Source organism: Pseudomonas sp. HR96 (assembly GCF_034059295.1).
Lineage (GTDB): Bacteria > Pseudomonadota > Gammaproteobacteria > Pseudomonadales > Pseudomonadaceae > Aquipseudomonas.
Genome location: NZ_CP139141.1, coordinates 3,380,667 through 3,401,133 on the forward strand (window position 1 = coordinate 3,380,667; position 20,467 = coordinate 3,401,133).

At 64.2% G+C, this 20,467-nt stretch carries 14 protein-coding genes; 10 read left to right on the plus strand and 4 right to left on the minus strand.

Going from position 1 to position 20,467, the window contains the following annotated elements; translation table 11 throughout:
* Positions 1-58: 58 nt before the first annotated feature.
* The 10 genes from glgA to SFA35_RS15195 all read left to right on the plus strand — a co-directional run bounded on the left by glgA (position 59) and on the right by SFA35_RS15195 (position 14,335).
* On the plus strand, positions 59-1,624 hold the full coding sequence (gene glgA / locus SFA35_RS15150; RefSeq protein ID WP_320571357.1) for a glycogen synthase GlgA: 1,566 nt from the start codon (positions 59-61) through the stop codon (positions 1,622-1,624).
* An 18-nt stretch (positions 1,625-1,642) separates the two neighbouring features.
* A complete protein-coding gene (treZ, locus tag SFA35_RS15155; protein WP_320571358.1) occupies positions 1,643-3,445 on the plus strand; it encodes a malto-oligosyltrehalose trehalohydrolase in 1,803 nt (600 codons plus the stop codon).
* A complete protein-coding gene (gene malQ / locus SFA35_RS15160; RefSeq protein WP_320571359.1) occupies positions 3,442-5,520 on the plus strand; it encodes a 4-alpha-glucanotransferase in 2,079 nt (692 codons plus the stop codon). Before treZ ends, malQ begins: the two co-directional genes overlap by 4 nt.
* Complete coding sequence (locus SFA35_RS15165) at positions 5,517-8,306, plus strand: malto-oligosyltrehalose synthase (RefSeq protein WP_320571360.1); 2,790 nt, start codon at positions 5,517-5,519, stop codon at positions 8,304-8,306. Before malQ ends, SFA35_RS15165 begins: the two co-directional genes overlap by 4 nt.
* A 14-nt stretch (positions 8,307-8,320) precedes the next feature.
* Complete coding sequence (locus SFA35_RS15170; RefSeq protein WP_320571361.1) at positions 8,321-8,764, plus strand: DUF2934 domain-containing protein; 444 nt, start codon at positions 8,321-8,323, stop codon at positions 8,762-8,764.
* A 197-nt stretch (positions 8,765-8,961) separates the two neighbouring features.
* Positions 8,962-11,121, plus strand: coding sequence for a glycogen debranching protein GlgX (glgX, locus tag SFA35_RS15175; RefSeq protein WP_320571362.1), 2,160 nt, complete (start codon positions 8,962-8,964; stop codon positions 11,119-11,121).
* Complete coding sequence (locus SFA35_RS15180; protein ID WP_320571363.1) at positions 11,118-12,125, plus strand: acyl-CoA dehydrogenase; 1,008 nt, start codon at positions 11,118-11,120, stop codon at positions 12,123-12,125. Before glgX ends, SFA35_RS15180 begins: the two co-directional genes overlap by 4 nt.
* The gene (locus SFA35_RS15185) at positions 12,122-12,880 is read left to right on the plus strand and encodes a PIG-L family deacetylase (protein WP_320571364.1); all 759 of its coding nucleotides are present in this window, start codon (positions 12,122-12,124) and stop codon (positions 12,878-12,880) included. The genes SFA35_RS15180 and SFA35_RS15185 overlap by 4 nt, the downstream gene beginning before the upstream one ends.
* Complete coding sequence (locus SFA35_RS15190) at positions 12,877-13,476, plus strand: class I SAM-dependent methyltransferase (protein WP_320571365.1); 600 nt, start codon at positions 12,877-12,879, stop codon at positions 13,474-13,476. The genes SFA35_RS15185 and SFA35_RS15190 overlap by 4 nt, the downstream gene beginning before the upstream one ends.
* A 70-nt stretch (positions 13,477-13,546) precedes the next feature.
* The gene (locus SFA35_RS15195; RefSeq protein ID WP_320571366.1) at positions 13,547-14,335 is read left to right on the plus strand and encodes an endonuclease/exonuclease/phosphatase family protein; all 789 of its coding nucleotides are present in this window, start codon (positions 13,547-13,549) and stop codon (positions 14,333-14,335) included.
* Between the two features lie 12 nt (positions 14,336-14,347).
* On the opposite strand, the gene SFA35_RS15200 is transcribed toward SFA35_RS15195, so the two are convergent.
* The 4 genes from SFA35_RS15200 to treS all read right to left on the minus strand — a co-directional run bounded on the left by SFA35_RS15200 (position 14,348) and on the right by treS (position 20,441).
* Entirely contained in the window at positions 14,348-14,557 is a 210-nt protein-coding gene (locus tag SFA35_RS15200; RefSeq protein WP_320571367.1) for a hypothetical protein, read from the minus strand.
* A gap of 16 nt (positions 14,558-14,573) precedes the next feature.
* Positions 14,574-14,765: a hypothetical protein gene (locus tag SFA35_RS15205; RefSeq protein WP_320571368.1), complete on the minus strand. Its 192-nt coding sequence runs from the start codon at positions 14,763-14,765 to the stop codon at positions 14,574-14,576.
* Between the two features lie 124 nt (positions 14,766-14,889).
* A complete protein-coding gene (glgB, locus tag SFA35_RS15210) occupies positions 14,890-17,118 on the minus strand; it encodes a 1,4-alpha-glucan branching protein GlgB (protein WP_320571369.1) in 2,229 nt (742 codons plus the stop codon).
* On the minus strand, positions 17,118-20,441 hold the full coding sequence (gene treS, locus SFA35_RS15215) for a maltose alpha-D-glucosyltransferase (protein WP_320571370.1): 3,324 nt from the start codon (positions 20,439-20,441) through the stop codon (positions 17,118-17,120). The genes glgB and treS overlap by 1 nt, the downstream gene beginning before the upstream one ends.
* Positions 20,442-20,467: the final 26 nt, after the last annotated feature.

Here is a 20,467-nt window from a genome sequence, read left to right on the forward strand (position 1 = left end):
ATTGATCAGGGGATGGATAAAAACCGCAAAGTGCCAGCTATTTTCTTGGGAGAGAACAATGATCAGTGCCGCTGTCGAGACGCATGGAGAGAGTTTTAATCGGCAGGCCAGCGAGCCGTCGATCACTGTGGTAGCGTCGACGGGCAAGGTACTGCAGGCCGACGCGCGGCCAAACCCCAACCGCAAGAAGGTCTTGTTCGTGACCTCCGAGATCGCCGACCTGGTCAAGACCGGCGGTCTGGGTGACGTCTCGGCCGCTCTGCCACGGGCCATGGGGCCCTTGCACGACGTTCGCGTGCTGATCCCGGGCTACCCCCAGGTGGTCAACAGCGAAAACCCCATTCACGTGGTGGGCGAGCTTGGCGGTCATGCCGCACTGCCGCCTTGCAAGATCGGGCGCATGGACATGCCTGATGGCCTGGTCATCTACGTCCTGCTGTGCCCCGAGCTCTACGAGCGCGACGGCACCCCCTACGGCGCCAACAACGGCCGCGACTGGCCGGACAACCACATTCGCTTTGCCCGGCTGGGCCTGGCCGCAGCCGAGATCGCCGGCGGCCAAGGCATGGTGCACTGGAAGCCCGACCTGGTGCACGCCCACGACTGGCCCGCCGGCCTGACGCCGGCCTACATGCAGTGGCGCGGGCTGTCGGTGCCTACCCTGTTCACCATTCACAACCTGGCCTACCAAGGTGTGGTCAGCCGCGCCTGCTGCCCGGAACTGGGCATTCCCAACCATGCCTTGAACCAGGATGGGTTGGAATTCTACGGCAAGCTGTCGTTCCTCAAGGCAGGCATGGCCTATTCGGACCACATCACCACGGTCAGCGCCACCTACGCCGAAGAAATCACCACTCCGGAGTTCGGCTGCGGGCTGGACGGTTTCCTCAGCAGCAAAGCGCAATCCGGCCAACTCAGCGGCATTCCCAATGGCATCGACGAGAGCTGGGAGTCGGCCACCGACCCGCATCTGGTCTGCCCATTCAGCCTCAACGACTGGGAAGGCAAGGCGGTCAACGCCGACCACGTGCGCGAACTGTTCGGCCTTGAAGCGTCCACCGGCCCGCTGTTCGCCGTGGTCTCGCGGCTGGTGTTCCAGAAAGGCCTGGACCTGACCGAGGGCGTGACCGACTTTATCGTCAAGCAAGGCGGCCAGATCGCGATCATCGGCCGCGGCGAGCCCGAAGAAGAGCAAGCCATGCGCGAGCTGGCCCTACGCTACCCCGGCCAGGTCGGTGTGCGCATCGGCTTCAACGAAACCGATGCGCGGCGCATGTTCGCCGGCAGCGACTTCCTGCTGATGCCATCGCGGTACGAGCCTTGCGGCCTCAGCCAGATGTACGCGCAACGCTTCGGCTCGCTGCCGGTGGCACGCAAGACTGGCGGCCTGGCCGACACCATTGAAGACGGCGTGACCGGGTTCCTGTTCGAGGAATCCACCGTGCAGAGCTACGAAGAAGCGCTGCGCCGCGCCTTCTATGTATTCGACAAACCCGAGCTGTTGAACGCCATGCGTTGCCGGGCGATGACCCAACCCTTCAACTGGAGCCAGGCCGTGGAACCCTACGCCGAGCTGTATGAAGACATGGTCCGTCGCGCGGTGGGCAAACTGGAAAAACACTGAATAGAAGAGGTTTCATCGATGCCGTCATGGACAACTGAAACCTGGTCTCACGGTGCGGTCATGCTGGACAAGGAGCACACAAGGTTCGCCTTGTGGGCTCCAGACGCAAAAAGCGTTTCCCTTGAGCTTCAACGCGACACCGGCGCGGCACCCCTTGTGGTGCCGATGCCCGCCGTTGATCACGGCTGGTATGTGATCGAGTTGGCCTGCCCTGCCGGCAGCGCCTACCGCTACATCATCGACGACGACCTCAAGGTGCCGGACCCTGCGTCCCGCGCCCAGCAGGGCGACGTCCATGCACCCAGCCTGGTGGTCGACCCTGGCGCCTATCAATGGCAGAACACTGACTGGCAGGGCCGTCCCTGGCACGAGGCGGTGATCTATGAACTGCACGTCGGCACCCTCGGTGGATACGAGGGCGTCGAGGCGCACCTGGCCCGCCTGGCGGGCCTGGGCATCACCGCGATCGAACTGATGCCCATCGCCGAGTTTCCGGGCGAACGCAACTGGGGTTACGACGGCGTTCTGCCCTATGCGCCGGAAGCCTCGTACGGCACCCCGGAGCAGCTCAAGCACCTGATCGACTGCGCCCACGGCCACGGCCTGATGGTCATCCTCGACGTGGTCTACAACCACTTCGGCCCCGATGGCAACTTCCTCAACGCCTACGCCAAGGAATTCTTCCGCGAAGACAAGCACACCCCATGGGGCGCAGCCATCGATTTCCGGCGCCCGGAAGTGCGCAGCTTCTTCATCGACAACGCCGTGATGTGGGTCAACGAATACCGCTTTGACGGCTTGCGTTTCGACGCCGTTCACGCCATCGAGTCGCCGGACTTCCTCGACGAGATGTCAACGCGCATTCGCGACGCGGTGCCCGCTGGCCGGCATGTCTACCTGACCCTGGAAAACGAACACAACCAGGCCAGCCTGCTGCAGCAGGGTTATGACGCGCAGTGGAACGACGACGGCCACAATGCCCTGCACGTGCTGCTGACCGGCGAAACCGAAGCGTATTACGAAGACTACGCCCAGCAGCCGACCGAGAAGCTGGCTCGCTGCCTGAGCCAGGGTTTCATCTATCAAGGTCAGGTCAACCGCAACGGTGAACACCGCGGCGAACCGAGCGGGCACCTGGCGCCGACCTCGTTCGTGTTGTTCCTGCAGAATCACGACCAGATCGGCAACCGGGCCTTTGGCGAACGACTGAGCCAGCTGTGTTCGGAGCCGGCTTTGCGTGCTGCCACTACCCTGCTGTTGCTGTCACCCATGATCCCCCTGCTGTTCATGGGCGACGAATGGGCCAGCAACGAGCCGTTCCTGTTTTTCACCGACCACCACGGCGAGCTGGCCGAAGCAGTGCGCAAGGGCCGGCGGGAAGAGTTCAAGGCGTTCGCGGCGTTCCAGGACGCCAAGCGTCGCGCGCAGATTCCCGACCCGAACCACAGCGACACTTTCGACGCCTCGCGTCCGCGCTTCGAGGATTTCGAATACCAGCAGGACGGCCCTTGGGTCCAGCTGTATCGGCAATTGCTGGCCCTGCGCCGCGACACCATCGTGCCGCGCCTGCCGGGTTGCACCGCTGAGGGCTGCCATGTGCTGGCCACGGGCGCGGTGTCGGCGACCTGGCGCATGGGCGATGGCAGCATGCTGCGCATCGACCTCAACCTCAGCGATGACGCGGTATCGATCGAACCGGTTGGCGCCGAGCATCTGCTGTTCGATAGCCGGGCCAACCCGGAACAAGCCAATACGGATGGCTCGCTGAGTGCCTGGTCGGCGCTGGTCAGCTTGACCCCAGGTGCTGGAGACCCTGTATGACGGATGCATTGCACAAGCTCGCGGACCATGCTGGCCTTGCGGTGCATTGGACTGACGCCAATGGGCGCCCGCAGCAGGTCAGCGATGACGTACTGCGCAAGGTGCTGGCCGGCCTCGGCCACCCCGCCGACAGCGATGAGGCGGTGGCTGCCAGCCTCGACCAGCTGCAGCAGCTCAAGCAAGGCCACCACCTGCCACCACTGCTGACGGTCGACTATGGCAAGCCGCTGCCCCTGGGCCAGTATTTCAAACCCGGTACCGGGTGCCAGGTGCACCTGGAGGATGGCGCCACCCTCGACTTGCACCTGGACGACCTAGGCAACCTGCCAGGAATGATCCCGGTCGGCTACCAGGACGTGCGCATCGACGGCCAGCACTTCACCATGGCCGTGGCACCCGCACGCTGCTACAACGTTGCCGACGCCGTGGACAGCGACCCGGCCCGCGCCTGGGGCCTCAGCGCGCAGCTCTACAGCCTGCGCCGCGAAGGCGACGGCGGTTTTGGCGACACCCAGGCGCTGGAGAGCCTGGTCCGTGCCGCCGGGGAACGCGGTGCCGATGCCGTGGCGATCAGCCCGATGCACGCCATGTGCAGCGCCGACAACAGCCGCTACAGTCCCTACTCGCCTTCCAGCCGACTGTTTCTCAACAGTCTGTATGCCGCGCCGGGCACCATTCTTGGCGAACGCGCCGTGCGCCTGGCCATCGAAGCGGCGGGCCTGGCCGAGACCCTTCACCAACTCGAAGCCCTGCCGCTGATCGACTGGCCGGCGGCGGCGAGCGCCAAGCAACGTTTGTTACGCGCGCTTTACGACGCTTTCATCGCCAGCGAGCATCCGCTGAACAACGACTTCAGCAGCTTTCGTCACCACGGTGGCGAAGCCTTGGAAAACCACTGCCGTTTCGAGGCCATCCAAGCCCTGCGCGCCGCCGCAGGGGAAAGCCTTGACTGGCGTCAATGGCCGGATGAACTGCACGACCCACGCAGCATGGCCGTGGCCCGTTTCGCCCGCGAACACAGCGTGGAGGTCGGGTTTTACGCCTTCTGCCAGTGGTTGGTGGACCGCAGCCTGACCCGCGCCCAGGCGGCGGCCCGCGCCGCCGGCATGCGCATCGGCCTGGTGGCAGACCTGGCGGTGGGTGCCGATGGCGCCGGCAGCCAGGCCTGGAGTTTCCAGGACGAGCTGCTTAGCGCGCTGACCGTCGGCGCTCCGCCGGACATCCTCAACCGCGCTGGCCAGGGCTGGGGGATCTCCGCGTTTTCCCCCGAGGGCCTGGTGCGCAACGGCTTTCGCGCGTTCATCGAAATGCTCCGGGCCAACTTTGCCCACGCGGGCGGGCTGCGCATCGACCACGTCATGGGCCTGCAACGGCTGTGGGTGATTCCGGTCGGGTCGCCGCCCAATGAAGGTGCCTACCTGCATTACCCGATTGACGACATGCTGCGGTTGCTGACCCTCGAATCCCATCGGCACAAGGCGATCGTCCTCGGCGAAGATTTGGGCACGGTGCCCGACGGCCTGCGTGAAAAGCTCGCGGCCCGGCACATGCTCGGTATGCGTGTGCTGCTGTTCGAGCAAAGTCATACCGGGCACTTTCGCCCAGTGCAGGAGTGGCCCGACGATGCCCTCGCCACCAGCACCACCCATGACCTGCCGACCCTCAATGGCTGGTGGCGCGCCCGCGATATCGACTGGAATCGCAAGCTCGAGCTGATCGATCACGACACCGAACAGCAATGGCGCGTGACCCGCGAGCACGAGCGCCGGGGACTCAAGCATCTGCTGACCCAGGATGCGCAGAACTTCAAGGGCCAGGGCGACGAAGTGGAACAATTGATCGACGCCAGCGTGCGCTTTCTCGGCCATACCCCTGCGCCGCTGGTGCTGTTGCCCCTCGACGACGCCCTGGGCATCGAAGAGCAGGCCAACCTGCCCGGCACGATCGACAGCCACCCCAACTGGCGGCGGCGCTACAAGACTGCGGTACAAACCCTGCTGGACGATTCCGACGCAGCGCGGCGCCTTGAGCTGCTCGCCTGCGCCCGTCAACAAGCCCAAGAGCGTGATCGATGACAGTAATGACGGCCACCCTGCGGCTGCAATTTCATAAAGGCTTCACCCTGGACGACGCGGTGCCTCTGGTGCCGTACTTCAAGAACCTCGGCATCAGCCACCTCTACGCCTCCCCACTGCTCAAGGCCCGCCCGGGCTCGATGCATGGCTACGATGTAGTCGACCCCACCACCATCAACCCGGAGCTGGGCGGCGAGAACGCCCTGCGACGGCTGGTGGCTGCCCTGCGACAGCATGGCATGGGACTGATCCTCGACATCGTCTCCAACCACATGGCCGTCGGGGGGGCGCACAACCCCTGGTGGCTGGACCTGTTGGAATGGGGCCGGCGCAGCCCCTATGCGGAGTTCTTCGATATCCAGTGGCACTCTCCCGATCCGCTGCTCGAAGGCCAGCTGCTGTTGCCGTTTCTGGGCAGTGACTATGGCGTGGCCCTGCAGAAGGGCGAGCTGCCGCTGCGCTTCGAAGCCGAGACCGGACAGTTCTACGTCGAGCACTACGAACACCGCTTTCCGATCTGCCCGCTGGACTACCCGGGGCTGTTGGCGGCTGCCGACGAGCCGCGGCTGGACGAGGTCAGCAAGCGCTTCGCTGCATTGCGCGATCAGGCCGATGCCTGGGAGCAGACCAAACACCTGCGTGCCGAGCTGGCCGGGGTGATGCTCGAGCAAGGCATGCAAGCGTCGATCGACCGGACCCTGGCACACTTCGACTCGCTGACCGAGGACGGCTTCAACCGTCTGCATCAGCTGCTCGAGCGCCAGCCCTACCGCCTGGCGAGCTGGCGCACGGCGGCCGACGACATCAACTGGCGGCGCTTCTTCGACGTCAACGAACTCGGCGGCTTGCGCGTGGAGCGCGCGGCCGTGTTCGAAGCGACCCATGGCAAGATCTTCCAACTCGTGGCCGAGGGCCTGGTGGACGGCCTGCGCATCGACCACATCGACGGCCTGGCCGACCCGCGTGGCTACTGCCGCAAGCTGCGGCGCCGGGTCAACGCCCTGCTCGGCCAGCGCCCGCCGGAAGCGGCGCTGACGCGCCTGCCTATCTACGTGGAGAAGATTCTCGGCAGTGGCGAACACTTGCACCGCGACTGGGGCGTGGACGGCACTACCGGCTACGAATTCATGAACCAGGTCTCGCTCTTGCAGCATGACCCCAGCGGCGCCGCGCCGTTGGGCCTGCTGTGGAGCGAGCTGAGCGGACGCACCGCCGACTTCGCCGAGGAAGCCCTGACGGCACGTCATCTGGTGCTCAACGGCTCGCTGGCCGGCGACTTCGAATCGGTGGCCCAGGCCCTGCTCCTGGTGGCTCGCTGCGACCTGATGAGCCGCGACATGACCTTGGGCTCGATCCGTCGCGCCTTGCAGGAATTGATCGTGCATTACCCGGTGTACCGTACTTACATCGGCCCCTGTGGGCGCCCCGCTGAAGACGAAGGCTTCTTTCAACAGGCCATGGAGGGCGCGCGGGCCAGCTTGAGCGAGGCCGACTGGCCGGCGCTCGACTACTTGCAGCGCTGGTTTGGCGACCAGACCTGGCGCCAGACTCCCCCGGGCCGCCAGCGCAAGTTGTTGCGCTACGCCTGTATCCGCTTCCAGCAGCTGACTTCGCCCTCGGCGGCCAAGGCTGTCGAAGACACCGCGTTCTACCGCTCGGCGATGCTACTGTCGCGTAATGACGTGGGTTTCGAGACTGAACGCTTCAGCGGCTCGCCGGCCCTGTTCAATCAGGCCTGCGAGGAACGCCTGGCCACCTTCCCCAGGAACCTGCTGGCCACCGCCACCCACGACCACAAACGTGGCGAAGACACCCGCGCGCGCTTGGCCGTGCTCAGTGAGCGCGGCGCCTGGTATGCCGATCAGGTACGGCACTGGCACGACCTGGCACAACCGCTGCGCCAGGCTTTCGCCGAGGGCCATGCGCCCAGTGGTGGCGATGAGCTGATGCTCTACCAGGCCATGGTCGGCAGCTGGCCCCTGGGCCTGACGGCGGATGACCCCGACGGCCTCGCCGCCTTCGCCGAAAGGTTGTATCAGTGGCAGCAGAAAGCGCTGCGTGAGGCCAAGCTGATCAGTAGCTGGAGCGCGCCGAACGAAGCCTACGAGAAAATCTGCAAGGAATTCCTCGAGCAGCTGCTGCTGGGCGACGCCGGCAAGCCAGTGCGCCAGGCCATGGCCAGCGCAGTGGCTTCGCTGGCGCCGGCCGGCGCGCTGAACGGCCTGGCACAGACCTTGTTGCGCATGACCGTGCCGGGCATACCGGATCTCTATCAAGGCGCCGAGTTCTGGGACTTCAGCCTGGTCGACCCGGACAACCGTCGTCCGGTCGACTACCACGCCCGGGCCCAGGCCTTGCACGCCGACCTCGACTGCACCCAGTTGCTCGCCGATTGGCAGGCCGGTGCGATCAAGCAGGCGTTGGTCAGTCGTGTTCTACACTGTCGGGAGCAACACCCCGAACTGTTTGGCGAGGGGGCCTATGTGCCTTTGCAGGTCAAAGGTGAGCAGGCAGACAAAGTCTTTGCCTTCGCCCGCATCAGGGACCGCCAGCAGGCCATTGTGATAGTGCCGCGCCTGGCCAGTGGTTTGTTGGCCGATGCCAACAGCCCGTTGATAGCAGCGCAACAGTGGGGGGACACTCACGTCGAATTGCCCGCAGGAGTGGAGCTGCCAACTTTGAAGGGACTTTTTTCGCAATGTGCAGTCACACCAGAGAGAACATTGCGTCTGGACAGTGCGTTGAAGGATTTCCCTGTCAATCTATTCGTCATTAGTGAGCTGTGATCAGGAGCGTTGAAATGAGTGCCGACGACAAACGTATTCGCGAATTCGCCTATCAGATCTGGGAATCGGAAGGGCAACCTGAAGGCCAGGGCGACCGCCATTGGGAAATGGCCCGCAAGCTGGCCGAAGCCGAAGCGCTAGCGCCGACCAAGACCGGCAAGACCCGGGCCAAAGCCGCGGCCAAGCCTGAAGGCGACGCCAAGCCGGCGGCCGCCAAACCTGCTGCCAAGGCCAAGCCTGCTGCTGCCGCCAAGCCGGTTGCGGCGCCCAAACCGGCCGCTGCCAGCAAGCCCGCCCCGGCTGCCAAGCCTGCGCCCAAACCCGCCGCCAAGGCCGCCAATTCCGACAGTGCCGTAGCACCTACGGCAGCACCCGCGCCTGTCGCCAAGGCCCCGGCGGCGAAGAAGGCCCCGGCGGCAAAAAAACCGGCCAGCGCGAAGAAACCGCCAGCCAGCTGAGGCCAGAGACAGCCGCAGCTGGTCGCCAGCCGCGGCTGTCATGCTCCAACAACCCTGATCGATTGTCTGATACCCATCCAGAACGGCCTGCCCGTGCCCGGCATTCGGGCCGGCCGTCGCCTTCGGCGCCGTTTCACGTCACCCCTGCCGCGCAATTCCCCGCTCACTCCGTAGAACCCGGTAAACAAGGATCGAATATGGCCCGGCAAAAGAAACAACAGCAACCTCCCGTTGGCGAGCCCTCGCGTATTCGCGAGGGTTTGCCCTTCCCGCTCGGCGCCAGCTGGGACGGCCTGGGAGTGAATTTCGCGCTGTTCTCAGCCAATGCCACCAAAGTCGAGCTGTGCATCTTCGACTCGACCGGCGAGACCGAGCTTGAACGTATCGAACTGCCCGAGTACACCGACGAGATCTACCATGGCTACCTGCCCGACGCGCACCCCGGACTGATCTACGGCTACCGGGTGTACGGGCCGTACGATCCGGAAAACGGCCACCGGTTCAACCACAACAAGCTGTTGATCGATCCCTACGCCAAGCAACTGGTGGGCACCTTGAAATGGTCCGAGGCGCTGTTCGGCTACACCATTGGCCACCCCGACGGCGACTTGAGCTTCGATGAACGCGACAGCGCACCGTTCGTGCCCAAGAGCAAGGTGATCGACCCGGCCTATACCTGGGGCCGCGACGAGCGGGTCAACGTGCCATGGGACAAAACCATCCTCTATGAAACCCATGTGCGCGGGTTCAGCATGCGCCATCCGGCCGTCCCGGAAGCGGTGCGCGGCACCTTTGCGGGCCTTGCGGTGCCCGAGGTGGTCGAGCACATCAAAAAGCTGGGCGTCACCTCGGTCGAGCTTCTGCCCATCCATGGCTTTGTCAACGACCAGCACCTGTTACAGAAAGGCCTGAACAACTACTGGGGCTACAACAGCATCGCCTTCTTCGCGCCGCATGCCCGTTACCTGGCCAGCGGCAAGATCGCCGAATTCAAGGAAATGGTCGCGCACCTGCACGATGCCGGCCTGGAGGTGATCCTCGACGTGGTCTACAACCACACCGCCGAAGGCAACGAACAGGGCCCCACCCTGTCCATGCGCGGCATCGACAACGCCTCCTACTACCGGCTGATGCCTGACAACAAACGCTTCTACATCAATGACTCAGGCACTGGCAACACGCTGGACCTGAGCCATCCCTGCGTGCTGCAGATGGTCACCGACTCCCTGCGCTACTGGGCCACGGAGATGCACGTGGACGGCTTTCGGTTCGACCTGGCGACCATCCTGGGCCGCTATCACGACGGCTTCTCGGAGCGCCACAGCTTTCTCGTCGCCTGCCGCCAAGACCCGGTGCTGCGCTCGGTGAAATTGATCGCCGAGCCTTGGGACTGCGGACCGGGCGGCTACCAGGTCGGCGGCTTCGCCCCAGGCTGGGCCGAGTGGAACGATCGTTTCCGCGACACTGTACGGGCCTTCTGGAAAGGCGACGACGGCCAGCTGGCCGACTTTGCCGGCCGCATGACCGGTTCCGGCGAGATGTTCGACCAACGGGGGCGCAGGCCCTACTCATCGGTCAATTTCGTCACCGCCCACGATGGCTTCACGCTGCGTGACCTGGTGTCCTACAACGACAAGCACAACGAAGAGAATGACGAGAACAATCAGGACGGCACCAACAACAACGTGTCCTGGAACCATGGCGTCGAAGGGCCGACCGATGATCCGCAGATCAACGCGCTGCGCCTGCGCCAGATGCGCAATTTCTTCGCCACGCTGCTGTTCTCTCAAGGCACGCCCATGATCGTCGCCGGCGACGAGTTCGCCCGCACCCAGAATGGCAACAACAACGCATACTGCCAGGACAGCGAAATCGGCTGGGTCAACTGGGCCCTGGACGAGGACGGTGCCGGACTGTTGAAATTCGTCAAGCGCCTGATCAAGCTGCGCCACGCCTACCCGATCCTGCGCCGCAACCGCTTTCTGGTCGGCGAATACAACGAGGCCATCGGCGTCAAGGACGTGACCTGGCTGGATGCCGACGCCAACGAGATGTCCGACGAACAATGGGAAGAAGGCCACGGTCGCTGCCTGGGCATGCTCCTGGATGGCCGCGCCCAGCCGAGCGGCATCCGCCGTCCGGGCGCCGACGCCACGTTGCTGATCATCGTCAATGCACACTACGACGTCGTCAACTTCGTCCTGCCCGAAGTGCCCGAGGGCCAATACTGGGATTGCCTGGTGGACACCCATCGCCCCGAGCTCAATGGCCATGAGCGCCTGGACTTCGGTAGCACCTTTGCGGTGACCGGCCGATCGCTGCTGCTGTTCGAACTCCATCGGGAAACAGAACAATGAGCACGGCACTTGCCCAAGCCCTGAGCGGCCCCTTCGCTGGCTACCCGGACAGCCAGGCCCTGGGGCAGCGTCTGCGCCAATTGCAGCAGGCGGGCCTTGACCGCCTGCCCGTGCCCGGCAGCGGTCAGACCCTGGCTCGTTTTCAGGCCCTGGCCGAAGTGGCCGGGCATGACCTGGGGCTGTGCAAGCTTTATGAGGGCCACACCGATGCGCTGGCGATCATGGAGGAACTTGGCCACCCGCAACTGGACGCCACCAGCCTCTGGGGCATCTGGGCCTCGGAACCGCCGAGCGCACGCCTGGAGGTGCGCAACGACGGCGGGCGTGTGGTGCTCGCCGGGCGCAAGGCCTGGTGCTCGGGGGCTCGAGTGGTCGACAACGGCCTGGTGACTGCCTGGGACGCCGAGGGTCGCCAACAACTGGTCGCCGTGCAACTGCAGCAGCCCTCGGTGCAGGTGGTCGACGAAGGCTGGCACGCCGTCGGCATGGCTGCTACCCAAAGCCTGACGGTGGTGTTCGACCAGACCCCGGCCGATGCCATTGGCGGCCCGGGGGACTACCTTTCCCGGCCGGGCTTCTGGCAGGGCGGCATCGGCATCGCCGCCTGCTGGTTCGGTGCCGCGCGGGCCTTGGGCGAGGCATTGCTGCAGCACTGCGGCACGCGAGGCGAGCCGCAGGCACTGGCCCACCTGGGCGCCGTGGATGCGGCACTGCATGGCGCCGCGAGCACGCTGCGCCAGGCTGCCGAGCAACTCGACCGGCTGCCCACCGCCGACTGCCAGCTGCTGGCGCGCAGAGCACGGGCCGTGATTGAACACAGCTGCGAACAAGTGCTTCACCACACCGGCCGCGCCCTGGGCGCCGGCCCCTATTGTCATGACCTGCATTTCGCCCGCCTGATGGCGGATCTGCCGGTCTACCTGCGTCAGAGCCACGCCGAACGCGACCTTGCCGCGCTCGGTCAGATGCTCCATACGCCCCAGTCAAGGACATGGCCATTATGAGGTCCAACCCAATAGTCGGCAGCGGCACCTCGCTGCAGGCCTGGAACGCTTCCCACCATCTGGCCGAGCTGCCGGCCATCAGCGCCGCCGAGCTGGTGCCGGTTGGCAAACGCGCCGTGATCGTCGCACCACACCCCGATGACGAGGTGCTCGGCTGCGGCGGACTGCTGCAGCAATTGGCCGAACTGGGTCGCTCGATCCTGATCATTTCGGTCACCGACGGCAGCGCCAGCCACCCAGGCTCCGCACTCTGGCCCAGCCAGCGCCTGAGCGTGGTCCGCCCGCAGGAGAGCGCTCAGGCCTTGCACCGCCTGGGTCTGCCCCTGCACAGCCTGCAGTGGCTACGCGGCGGCTTCGCTGACAGCGGCGTCGCCGGGCAGGAAGCCGAGCTGCGTGAGTTTCTCGAACGCTACCTGCGCGCCGATGACGTGGTCTTCAGCACTTGGCGCGAAGACGGGCACACCGACCACGAAGCGGTAGGCCGCGCCAGCCACCAGGCCGCACAGGCCTGCGGCTGCACCTTTCACGAGCTGCCGATCTGGACCTGGCATTGGGCTAGCCCCGAAGACAGCCAAGTGCCCTGGTACCGCGCCCGCAAGCTTCACCTCAGCCCGCAGATGGTGGCGCGCAAACGCCACGCTGCCCATGCCTTCGCTAGCCAACTGCAGGGTGACCCCGCCATCGGCCTGCCGCCGGTACTCGCCCCCTACGTGCTCGACCGCCTGCTGCGGCCCTTCGAAGTGGTGTTTCTATGAGCGTTGAAGACACCTACTTCGACAGCCTGTTCAAGGGCAACGACGACCCTTGGGCGATGCGTGATCGCTGGTATGAGCAACGCAAGCGCGCCCTGTTGATGGCCTGCCTGCCCCGTCGGCAGTATCGCTCGGTATTCGAGCCAGGCTGTGCCAACGGCGAGACCAGCGCCGAGCTCGCCGGCCGTTGCGCGGCGCTGCTGTGCAGCGATACCGCGGCCGCTGCCGTGGCGCTCACACGCCAACGACTGCAGGGCCAGCCCCATGTTCGCGTCGAGCATGGACGCCAGCCGCAGCAATGGCCGGCGGGAACCTTCGATCTGATCGTCCTCAACGAATTGTGCTACTACCTGGACAGCGCTGCGCTGGATGAACTGATCGAGCGCGCCCTCGCCTCGTTGAGCGCTGACGGCCAATTGCTGGCCTGTCACTGGCGCGCGCCGATCGAGGGTTGCGAGCTGGATGCCGAGCAGGTGCATCGGCGTTTGCGGCACAAACTGCCCATGACCCACCTGCTGCAGCACGAGGAACCCGACTTCCTGCTCGACCTGTTCAGCCGCGACCCACTGTCGGTTGCCCAGCACGAAGGCCTGGCCTAGAGAGGTGCGGCCGAACTCCGGCGCGGGGATCCAGTCCCAATAGACAGGACCCTCGCGACAGGACGCTCTTGTGGACGCCGAAACCGAAACGCCGCCGCTGCCCGTGGATGCTCGCCCCGTACATCGCCTGCGGGTGCTGACGGTCAATACCCATAAGGGTTTCACCACCTTCAACCGGCGGTTCATTCTGCCGGAGCTGCGCGAGGCGGTGCGCAGCACCAGCGCCGACCTGGTGTTCCTCCAGGAAGTGCTCGGTGGCCACGACGGCCATGCCTCGCGCTTCAGCAACTGGCCACAAATGTCGCAGTACGAGTTTCTCGCCGATACCATGTGGAGCGACTTCGCTTACGGGCGCAACGCGGTCTACCCCGACGGCCATCATGGCAACGCCCTGCTCTCCAAGTACCCGATCCTGCGCCATCGCAATCTCGACGTTTCCATCACTGGCCCCGAGCGTCGAGGGTTGCTGCACTGCGTACTGCAGGTGCCAGGGCACGACGAGGTGCACGCCATTTGCGTGCACCTCTCGTTGCTGGAAAGTCATCGTCAGCAGCAGCTGGTGCTGATGCGCCAGTTGCTCGACTCGCTGCCGCCCGACGCGCCGGTCATCATCGCCGGGGATTTCAACGACTGGAAATTGCGAGGGAATTCAACGCTGAGCCAAGGCAAGGACCTGCATGAAGCGTTCGAGCGCCACCATGGCAAGTTGGCCAAGACCTACCCTGCACGGTTTCCGCTATTGCGCCTGGATCGGATCTACCTGCGCAATGCGACCAGCCATGAGCCGAGGATTCTGGGCAACAAGCCCTGGAGTCATCTGTCCGATCATTTGCCGCTGGCGGTTGAAGTGCACCTGTAGCCGACTCTGCGGCTACTTGCCCTGGAAATAGAACAACATGCCGTACAAGGTCAAGATGATCACAGCGGGCAGACCCATCTCCCATAGACCAATCCTTTCAGCCCAGGTGGGTTTGCGCGAAGCACGCTCATCCAGCTCTTGCAGGTATCGCAAATCGGATTCGAGCGCTCGGCGGCAGACCTCATCCATATCAATTTTGCCATTCGAGGTTTGATCGTTCATGGCGCCTCCCAGGCGTTCACGACAGCAACAATTTGAACAGTGCCACAATGGCAGTGAGAAGCCCGGCCATCACAACGACGGGATAGAGTTTGCCCTCGCGCCGGAGTTTTTTTATCTCCTCCTGCAGCTTGTCCGATTCGATTTGCGTCTTGCGGTTGGCCAGTACCCGTTGACTGAGTTCGAGGCTTTCCAGGCTCTCTTGCGACATGGCTTCCCTCCCAGTGTGTGCGTATCCATACGCTAGATCGGGTGGAATTATGCGCTTAAATGACGCGGAAGAAGCGCCTTGGCAAATGCGGTAACACATTTGCCAGGACGCCCCAAGGGGAAGGTCAGGACTGCGGCTTGAGAATCAGCACGCCGAGGGGAGGCAAGTTAAGGCTCAACGACAAGGGTTGGCCATGGCTGGGAACATGCTCGGTCTCCACCGCGCCGCCGTTGCCGAAGTTGGAGCCGGCATACAGGTCGGCGTCACTGTTGAGCACCTCGCTCCAGCGTTCGGCGAACGGCACGCCCACCCGGTAGTTTTCGCGCGGTACCGGGGTGAAGTTACCTACCACCAGCACCGGCTCGCCCTCGCGACTCCAGCGCAACCAGGCGAACACGCTGTTGGCGGCATCGTCACCAATCAGCCACTGGAAGCCTTGGGGTTGGCAATCCTGATCGTGCAACGCGGGCTCGCTGCGGTACAGGCGGTTGAGGTCGCCTACCAGCTTCTGGACACCCAAGTGCTCGGAATACTGGGTAAGGTACCAGTCCAGCTGGTGGTCATGGTTCCATTCGCGCCATTGGCCAAATTCACAGCCCATGAACAACAGCTTCTTGCCCGGGTGCGTCCACATGAACGTCAGGTAGGCGCGCAGGTTGGCAAACTTCTGCCAGCGATCACCGGGCATCTTGTCGATCAGCGAATGCTTGCCATGCACCACTTCATCGTGGGAGATCGGCAGTACGAAGCGCTCGGAAAACGCGTACATCAAGCCGAAGCTCAGCTCGCTGTGATGGTGCGCGCGATGAATCGGGTCGTTCTGCATGTAGTGCAGCGTGTCATGCATCCAGCCCATGTTCCATTTGTAGTCGAACCCCAGGCCACCCTGCTGGGTTGGCTGGCTGACCCCCGGCCAGGCCGTGGACTCCTCGGCGATCACCAGGGCACCGGGTGCCTCGATGGCCACCACGTCGTTGAGGTGACGGAGAAACTCGATGGCCTCGATATTCTCGCGACCGCCGTACTTGTTGGGGATCCACTCGCCGGCCTTGCGCGAATAGTCGCGGTAGAGCATCGACGCCACGGCGTCCACGCGCAGCCCATCGATATGGTAGTTCTTCAACCAGTGCACCGCCGAGGCAATCATGAAGCCATGCACCTCGGTGCGGCCCAGATTGTAGATCAGTGTGTCCCAATCCTGGTGGAAACCTTCCAGCGGGTTGTCGTACTCGTACAGGGCGGTACCGTCGAAACGGGCCAGGCCGTGAGTGTCGGTGGGAAAATGCGCCGGCACCCAGTCGAGGATGATGCCGATGCCGGCCTTGTGGCAGGCATTGACGAATTCGGCGAAGTCTTCCGGAGTGCCATAGCGCGCCGACGGAGCGAACTGCGACAGCGGTTGGTAGCCCCAGGAGCCGCCGAACGGGTGCTCCATGATCGGCATCAACTCGATGTGGGTAAAGCCGGTCTGCTGCACGTAGGGGATCAGCCGTTCGGCCAGCTCGTGCCAGTTATAGGAACGCACCACTTCGCCCGCCTCGTCCAACTCGCACATCCACGAGCCGGCATGCAGCTCGTAGATGGACAGGGGGGCATGGACGCTGTGGCGCTCGGGGCGCTTGTCGAGCCACTCCTGGTCGTCCCAGTTGAACTGCAACGGCTTGGCCACCCGCGAACCGGTTGCCGGCGGCAGTTCGGTCTGCAGCGCTACTGGGTCGGCCTTGAGCGGCAGAATGCCGCTGTGCGCCAGCACTTCGTACTTGTACGACTCGCCAGGCTGCAGGCGCGGGATGAAAATCTCCCAGACCCCGCTGGGGTGACGAAGGCGCATCGGGTGGCGACGGCCATCCCAGACGTTGAAGTCACCGACCACCGAGACGCGCCGGGCGTTCGGCGCCCAGACGGCGAACCGCACGCCCTCGACGCCATCGACCTGCACGAACTGCGCGCCCAGGGCATGGCCGAGATCGCGATGGTTGCCTTCGGCGAACAGATAGAGGTCCATCTCGCCGAGCAATTCACCATAGCTGTAGGGGTCTTCGCTGACCTGCTCACCGCCTGCCCACTGAACCTTCAGCAGGTAGGGTTGGCGCTGGTCGAAGTGGCCGACGAAAAATCCCGGTGTGGTGCTGAGCTCCAGTTGACCCAGGGCTTCACCGGAGTCCCGGGCCAACACTTGGACACTCAACGCATTGGGCAGGTAGGCGCGAATATATTGCCCCTGCGCGCCATCGTGGTGCGGGCCGAGGATCGAAAACGGGTCGTGGTGCTCGGCGCGGATCAGCGCTTCGATGTCGGCTTGGCTCGGCAGCGCGCCGCCCTGGCCTGGTCCTTGTTCTTTTTGCGCACTCATTACGACTCTCCCCTTGTGCTTAGCAGCCCGAACAAGCCATGCAAAGGCACGGCCAGCCAGCTCGGACGATTCTCGGCTTCGTAAGCTATTTCATAGGCAGCCTTTTCCAGGCTGAACAATTCCAGCGCTGCGCGCTCGCCGTCGGCATGTTGCCAGGCGTGCGGCAAGCTGGCGGTGGCCAGACCATAGGCCTCGATGAAGGCCTGTCTGGCCTCTTTCAAATAGCGCTCGGCAACACGCTCACGGGCCTGCGCAGCCTGCTCCGAGACGTCGACGCTCTGCGCGTTGCGCACCGCCATGGCCGCGGCGTAGTCGAAGGAGCGCAGCACACCGCTGACATCCTTGTACGGGCTGTACATGCCGCGGCGCTCTTCCAGCGGCCGTGCCGGTTCGCCTTCGAAGTCGATCAGGTAGGCGTCGCCCTGCACCACCAGGATCTGCCCCAGGTGCAGGTCGCCGTGCACCCGCATGATCAGGCCGCCCACCGCTTGCTGGCACAGCTGCTCGACATGCGCGAGAAGGCCCTGGCGCTGGCCGAGCAGTTTATCCACCAGGGTGCGCGACTCTTCGTCCAGGTCAGGCTTGCGCTGCTCAAGCAGCTGCAAAGCGCGCTCGACCTGAGTGGTGATGCTCTGCTGCCAGAGCTCGGCGTCCTGCTGGGCGCTGGGCCGCGAGCGAAACGCCGGGTCATCGGTCGGCGCCCCCAGCACCTGGTGCATTTCGCCCAGGCGCTGGCCCAGCAGGCCGGCGAAATCGGCCAGCTCGCCCAAGGCGTTGTAATGCTGTTGCTGCTCTGAACGGGCAGTGTCCATCTCGTCGCGGATGGCCCGATCAAGGTTGTTCTGGGTCCACTCCCAGGCATCACCCTGGTTGGCCAGGAAACCTTGGGCGATCATCAGCAGGTTCGGCGTGCCATCAGCGCCCACCCGGCTCACCGAGCCCGACAGAGGCGAAATATTGGCGTAGCCGGCGTTGGTCAGGTAGGCACCCATCTCAAGCTCGGGGTGGATGCCGGGGTTGACCCGGCGAATCATCTTGAGAACCATGGCGCCACCGACCACCACCGAGCTGTTGGACTGCTCGGCGGCCAGGTAGCGGATCGGCGATTCGTCGTTCAGGCCAAGCCTGGCGAGCTGCGCGGTCGGTTCGAAACGGATCTCGCCGTCGCCGGTGGCCAGCTTCAGATTGCCCTGCACAGCCGCGACGACCGCGTGGATGAACGTCTCGAGGACGAACGCGTCGGTGATCAGGCCAACCTGGCGACCGCGACGCACCCGTGACAACGCCAGCTGCTGCGGCAAGGCACTGCTGAAGTGCTCTTCACCGAGGAAGCCGAACGGAAACTGATAGCGGCTGACCGAGTTGTCGCCGCCAGTGACTTCGATCTCGCTGAACAGCACCGGGCTGGTCGGCTTGCCGAAACGCACGCCGTAAGCGATGCGCACCTGGGCAACCCCTGCATCCTTGCCGCCGAACCAGCGGCGCTTGGGCAGGTACTGCGGCAAGGCGTTGTCTTCCAGGGCCGTACGGGACGGCTGGTCGAGCAACTCTTCCATGCGCTTTTTCAGCACAAGGGTGGTGAAGTCCGGCAGACTTTGCGCCGGTTCGACGTGCCAACTGGGCATTTGCGCCTCCGGGGCGAGCAAGAACCAATAGAACCCATAAGGTGGCAGGGTGAGCAGGAAGTTCAACTGCCCGATCGGCGGGAACGCGCTGCCGCCGAGCATCTCCACTGGCACCATACCCGCGTACTGCGACAATTCCAGCTCGGCCGCCTGGGCCGCGCGCGAGACGTTGGCCACGCACAGGATGATTTCCGACTTGCCATCCGGCGCCGTGTACTCGCGTATGTAGGCCAGGATGCGGCGGTTGGTCGGGGTCAGCATCTTCAGCGTTCCGCGGCCGAACGCCTTTTGCTGCTTGCGCACACCGAGCATGCGCCGGTGCCAGTTAAGCAACGAGTGGGCGTCGCTGGCCTGGGTCTCGACATTGACCGACAGGTACCCGTAAAGCGGGTCCTGAATCGGCGGCAGGACCAGGCTGGCCGGGTCGGCGCGGGAGAAACCGCCATTGCGGTCGATGGACCATTGCATCGGCGTGCGCACGCCATCGCGGTCGCCCAGGTAGATGTTGTCGCCCATGCCGATCTCGTCGCCATAGTAGATGGTCGGCGTGCCGGGCATGGACAGCAGCAGACTGTTGAGCAGTTCGATGCGCCGACGATCACGCTCGAGCAGCGGCGCCAGGCGCCGGCGGATGCCCAGGTTGATCCGCGCGCGGCGATCGGCGGCGTAGTAGTTCCACAGATAGTCGCGCTCGCGATCGGTGACCATTTCCAGGGTCAGCTCGTCGTGGTTGCGCAAAAATATCGCCCATTGGCAGTTGGCCGGAATCTCCGGGGTCTGGCGCAGAATATCGGTGATCGGAAAGCGGTCTTCCTGAGCCACGGCCATGTACATGCGCGGCATCAACGGGAAATGGAAAGCCATGTGGCATTCGTCGCCGTCCTTGCCATGCACGTCGCCGAAGTACTGCTGAGTGTCCTCCGGCCATTGGTTGGCCTCTGCCAGCAGCATGCGGTCAGGATAATTGGCGTCGATTTCGGCGCGAATCTGTTTGAGCACCTGGTGAGTCTCGGGCAGGTTCTCGTTGTTGGTGCCGTCGCGCTCGATCAGGTAGGGGATGGCATCCAGCCGCAGGCCGTCGATGCCCATGTCCAGCCAGTAGCGCATCACCCCGAGCACCGCTTTCATGACCTGCGGGTTATCGAAGTTGAGATCCGGCTGGTGCGAATAGAATCGATGCCAGAAGTACTGGCCGGCCACCGGGTCCCAGGTCCAGTTGGACTTCTCGGTGTCGAGAAAGATGATCCGCGTGCCGTCGTACTTGCTGTCGGTGTCCGACCACACGTAGAAGTCACGAGCCCGCGAGCCAGGCTTGGCCCGGCGCGCGCGCTGGAACCAGGGGTGCTGGTCGGAAGTGTGGTTGATGACCAGTTCGGTGATCACCCGCAGGTTGCGCGCATGGGCCTCGGCGATGAAGCGACGCACATCGGCCATGGTCCCGTAGTCGCTGTGCACCGCTTTGTATTCGGAGATGTCGTAGCCGTCGTCGCGCCGTGGCGAGGGGTAGAACGGCAACAGCCAGATGGTGTTGACGCCCAGCTCGGCGATGTAGTCGAGCTTGCCGATCAGGCCCGGAAAGTCACCGATGCCGTCATTGTTGGAGTCGGCATAGGACTTCACGTGAACCTGATAGATGACCGCATCCTTGTACCAGAGCGGGTCCTTGATGAATTCGGCGGACCGGGGTTTCTTCGCCATTGTTATTCCCTGTCAATCATGAGCGA